Genomic DNA, 3,938 nt, shown 5'->3' with positions numbered 1-3,938 from the left:
GGCCCCAGGCGCAGCGTGGCCATCGAACTCCCCCTCCTGACGACCCTGTGATCACGGTACGACGGGGAGGGGGAGGCCCGCCACCCCCTCCCCGTCGTACCGTGATCACAGGGTCGTCAGGAGGGGGAGTTCGATGGCCACGCTGCGCCTGGGGCCGCTGTTGCGCCACGTCGACTGGGAGACGGGCGGCTCGGCCACCCTGTGGGTCGAGGCCGACCGCCCGTGCCGGGCCGAGGTGCGGTGCGCCGACGGCGCGGGGGGCGAGGCTCGCACGTTCCAGATAGCGGGGCACCACTATGCGGTCGTGCCGGTGTCGGGCCTGGCCCCGGGGAGCACGACGGCGTACGAGGTCCTGCTGGACGGGGTCCGCGTGTGGCCGCTGCCCGACAGCGGCTTCCCGCCGAGCACGATCACGACGCCCGCCGTCGCCGGCCCCGGCCGGGCCGCTCCGCCCGTACGCATCACGTTCGGCTCGTGCCGGCATGCGGCGCCGCCCGCCGACCGGCACGGGCCGCACGGCCCGGACGCGCTGGACACCCTCGCCGCGAGGCTCGCCGCCCATCCGGACGAGCCGCGCCCCGATGTGCTGCTGCTCCTCGGCGACCAGGTGTATGCCGACCAGCCGTCCCAGGAGACCCGGCAGTGGCTCGCGGCCCGCCGCGACCTTCGGGACCCTCCCGGCGCGCAGGTCGCGGACTACGAGGAGTACACGCGGCTGTACGACGAATCGTGGCGCGACCCGGAGATCCGCTGGCTCCTGTCCACCGTGCCCAGCCTCCACGTGTTCGACGACCACGACGTCATAGACGACTGGAACACCAGCGCGGCGTGGCTCGCGGAGATGCGGGCGCAGCCGTGGTGGCGGGAGCGCGTGCTCAGCGGGCTGATGTCGTACTGGGTGTACCAGCACCTGGGCAACCTCTCCCCGGCCGAGCTGGCCGCCGACCCGCTGTACGGGGCGGTGTGCTCCTCCCCGGACGGTACGGAGACGCTGCGCGCCTTCGCCTCCGCGGCCGACTCCGACCCGGCATCCGTGCGCTGGAGCTACCGCCGCGACTTCGGCCGGACCCGGCTGCTGATGGTGGACACGCGGGCCGCGCGCGTCCTGGCGGAGGACCGGCGGGCCATGCTGCATCCGGCGGAGGAGCAGTGGCTGCGGGAGAACGCCCTCGCCGGCCACGGCGGCTTCGACCACCTGCTGATCGGCTCGTCGCTGCCCTGGCTGATACCGCCCCTGATCCACGACGCCGAGGTGTGGGATGCGGCGCTGTGCCGCGGGGAGCGGGGGCCGCGCTGGGCTCGGGTCGGCGAGCGGCTGCGGCGGGCGGCCGACCTGGAGCACTGGGCGGCGTTTCCCGGTTCGTTCGCCGCGCTGGGCGATCTGATCGAGGAGGTGGGGACGGGCCCGCGGGCGCCGGCGACCGTGGCGGTCCTCTCCGGGGACGTCCACCATGCGTACGTGGCCGAGCCCCGGATACCCACGGCGGCGCGGGTGTTCCAGCTGACGTGCTCGCCGGTGCACAACTCGGTGCCCGGGGTCGTCAAGTGGGGCTTCCGGCTGGGCTGGTCGCGGATGGGCCGCTGGCTGGGCCGGGGCCTGTCCCGGCACGGGCGGACGGGGCGGCCTCCGCTGGCCTGGAGGCGCACGGGCGGGCCGTGGTTCGGCAACCAGCTGATGACGCTGTCGCTTTCGGGCCGGGAGGCGCGGCTGCGCCTCGACCAGGCGCGCCGCCGGCGCGGCGGCCGCGGCGGTCGGCGCGCGGCGCGGCTGGTGAGCGTGCTGGACCGGCGGCTGACGCCGGGTGGTTGAGGGCCGGGACCCGCGCGCCGGACGGGCGGGTCCCGGGCGTACGCTGTATGGCTGTCAAGCCGCTCCTGCCGCTCCCCCGCGACGTCGCGGCGCCGTACGCCGTCGCACGCCAACCGGACTGGGGAGTCCCGCTTGTTTGAGACGCTGGGGTCGCTGACCACGAGCCCGTGGATCTACGCCGTGGTGGCCTTGTCGGTGGTGCTGGACGTGTTCCTGCCGGTGCTGCCGAGCGGCGTCCTGGTGATCACGGCGGCTGCGGCCGCGGCGGCTGCCGGCGCGGCCGGGCCGGTGCCCGTGCCGGAGCAGGTGCCGGACATCGCGGCGCTCTTGGTGATCGCCGCGACGTCGTCGGTGCTGGGTGACATGGCGGCATTCCGGGTGGCCCGGCGCGGCGGCGGCCGGCTGGAGCGGGCCATCGCCCGCTCCCGCAGGCTGACGCTCGCGCAGGAGCACCTCGGCACGGCGCTGGCCCGCGGCGGGGGCGCCCTCGTCGTGATCGCCCGGTTCGCGCCCGCCGGCCGCTCGGTGGTGTCCCTCGGCGCCGGCAAGACCCACCGCAAGGTCACGGAGTTCCTGCCCTGGTCGGCCCTGGCCGGCATGGCCTGGGCCGGCTACAGCGTCGCCCTGGGCTACTTCGGTACGCAGTGGCTGGGCGCGGCCTGGCTCGGCACCGCCGTGTCGGTGCTCGCCCTGTTCGCCGCGGGGGCCTTGGCGGGCTTCGTCATCCGCCGCCCGTCGCCGGCGGTATAGCGGCGGCGGTACAGCGGCGGCGGGCGCGCGTACCCGTACGACGCGTACGTGCGCCTGTCCCCCGGACGGCGCACGGGCTCACCCGTTCAACCGGCCCGGATCGCCGTGCCCGGCAGGGGCTCCTAGCGTCGCAGAGAGGCGCACAGCCGAATTCCGCGTCACATCCGTGGCGGGGTCGCGCCGTTTCGAGGAGCCCCGAGGAGTTCTCTCCATGACCGCCAAGCTGCCGAACCGCCGCCTGCTGGGCCTCGCGGCCGCGACGCTCGCCGTGGCCGCCGCGACCGCCACTCCCGTCACCGCAGCCCCGTCCGTCACCTCTCCGACCGCGACGGTCTCCCCGACCAGTGCCGCCCCCGGCAGCCGCGTCAGCCTGACGCTCCGCGGCTGCGCGACCCGGGCGGCCAGGGCCACGTCCACCGCCTTCGGCGATGCCCGCCTCGCCCCGGCGACGGGCGACGGGACGGCCCTCTTCGGTTCGGCGACCGTCTACAACAACGCCTCCACGGGTGCGCACTCGGTCACCTTCGACTGCGGGGACGGCTCCCGGATCACGGTGTCCCTGCAGGTCACCCCGGGCGCGGCCCGCGGCGGCACCGGCGGCAGCATCGGCGGCGCCAACCCGGCCCTGATCGCCGTCGGCGGCACCCTGGCCGCGAGCGCCCTCGGCGCGGGCGTCTGGGTGATGCGCCGCCGCACCCGCACCACCTGACGGGCGAAGGGGGCGGCTACACGGCCGGCGCCGCCGCCCCCCGCACCTTCAGCCCGCCGAGCAGGTCCCGCGTCGCGTCCGCGACGGCATCCACGGCGGCGTCGAACACCTCCTGGTTGTGACCGGCGGGCGCCCGGAAGCCGGACACCTTCCGCACGTATTGCAGCGCGGCTGCGCGGATCTCCTCCTCGGTGGCCTTCCCGGGGATGGCGGGCGGTCGCAGCGTCTTAATGGAACGGCACATACCCCCACTATCCGCTACCGGGACAGTTCCGCTCCGGACAACTTCACGATCAAGGCGGCCTGGAGCCGCGCCCGCACCTCGGGGTCGGCGACCTCGTCGAGCAGCCCGACCGCCTGCTGCATGGCGGCGGCGGCCCGCCGGTCCTCCCGCAAGGACGCGGTCTGCGCGGCCATGTGCCGCAGCGCGATGTCGGCCCGCCGGTGGAAGAGCTGCCCGATCAGCGTGACGACCACCCCGACGGAACAGGTCACGACCCCGAGGTACAGGTCCCCGGAGGTCTCGGCCCGCCACACGGCGAGCGCCACCCCGAACAGCAGGATCGCGCCCCCCGCCCCGGCGAACCACTGACTGGTGACAAAACTGCTCCGCGCCTGCGCCAGCCCGTATGCGTAGTACTCGACAAGCACGGAAGTGAAGTCCCCGTC

General features: G+C 75.3%; 5 protein-coding genes. 3 read left to right on the top strand and 2 right to left on the bottom strand.

Annotation, left to right across the window (positions count from 1 at the left end):
* Positions 1–133: 133 nt before the first annotated feature.
* The 3 genes from EF903_RS29865 (at position 134) to EF903_RS29855 (ending at position 3,269) form a co-directional block, all read left to right on the top strand.
* Positions 134–1,810 (top strand): alkaline phosphatase D family protein, encoded by a 1,677-nt coding sequence (locus tag EF903_RS29865; RefSeq protein WP_125548123.1) that lies wholly within the window; start codon positions 134–136, stop codon positions 1,808–1,810.
* Positions 1,811–1,942: 132 nt separating this feature from the next.
* The gene (locus tag EF903_RS29860) at positions 1,943–2,560 is read left to right on the top strand and encodes a DedA family protein (RefSeq protein ID WP_125548122.1); all 618 of its coding nucleotides are present in this window, start codon (positions 1,943–1,945) and stop codon (positions 2,558–2,560) included.
* Between the two features lie 211 nt (positions 2,561–2,771).
* On the top strand, positions 2,772–3,269 hold the full coding sequence (locus tag EF903_RS29855; RefSeq protein ID WP_125548121.1) for a hypothetical protein: 498 nt from the start codon (positions 2,772–2,774) through the stop codon (positions 3,267–3,269).
* Between the two features lie 16 nt (positions 3,270–3,285).
* Here EF903_RS29855 and EF903_RS29850 read toward each other — a convergent pair whose 3' ends face one another.
* On the bottom strand, positions 3,286–3,513 hold the full coding sequence (locus tag EF903_RS29850; RefSeq protein WP_125548120.1) for a DUF2277 domain-containing protein: 228 nt from the start codon (positions 3,511–3,513) through the stop codon (positions 3,286–3,288).
* Between the two features lie 14 nt (positions 3,514–3,527).
* Positions 3,528–3,938 (bottom strand): TRADD-N-associated membrane domain-containing protein (locus tag EF903_RS29845; RefSeq protein WP_125548119.1); only part of this gene is annotated, 411 nt, incomplete at its 5' end.

Source organism: Streptomyces sp. WAC05292 (assembly GCF_003949955.1).
Classification (GTDB): Bacteria; Actinomycetota; Actinomycetes; order Streptomycetales; family Streptomycetaceae; genus Streptomyces; species Streptomyces globosus.
The sequence above is the reverse complement of the archived record's forward strand: the minus strand, read 5'-3'. Positions and strand labels throughout refer to the sequence as shown.